Genomic DNA, 252 nt, shown 5'->3' with positions numbered 1-252 from the left:
CTTCCAGGGCGTCTTGCACCTGAGAAATAGCCGCCAGGTCGCGCAGCACTTCGCTGGCTTCTTCGCTCATCGCATATTCGCGACGGGTCAGACCGAAACCACTCAGGAGACCGCGGCACCACTCACCCAGCGCGGCAGCGCGCTCGGGCAGCGGAGCATCGTCGGTCGGCAACAACAGTACGACAGTCATGTCGTCACTGGTCAGTTCACCTTTGACCATCTCTTGCAAACCGATCAGGGCATTGCGTACGT

Annotated in this window: 1 protein-coding gene; it reads right to left on the bottom strand. The window is 60.3% G+C overall.

Going from position 1 to position 252, the window contains the following annotated elements; all coding sequences use genetic code 11:
* The coding region (locus GHO25_RS25995) for a UPF0149 family protein (RefSeq protein WP_153393493.1) at positions 1-252 on the bottom strand (252 nt) is incomplete at both ends.

The organism is Pseudomonas sp. FSL R10-1350, assembly GCF_009600525.1.
GTDB lineage: Bacteria > Pseudomonadota > Gammaproteobacteria > Pseudomonadales > Pseudomonadaceae > Aquipseudomonas > Aquipseudomonas helleri.
Note: the sequence above shows the minus strand (reverse complement) of the source record. Positions and strands in the feature narration are given on the sequence as shown.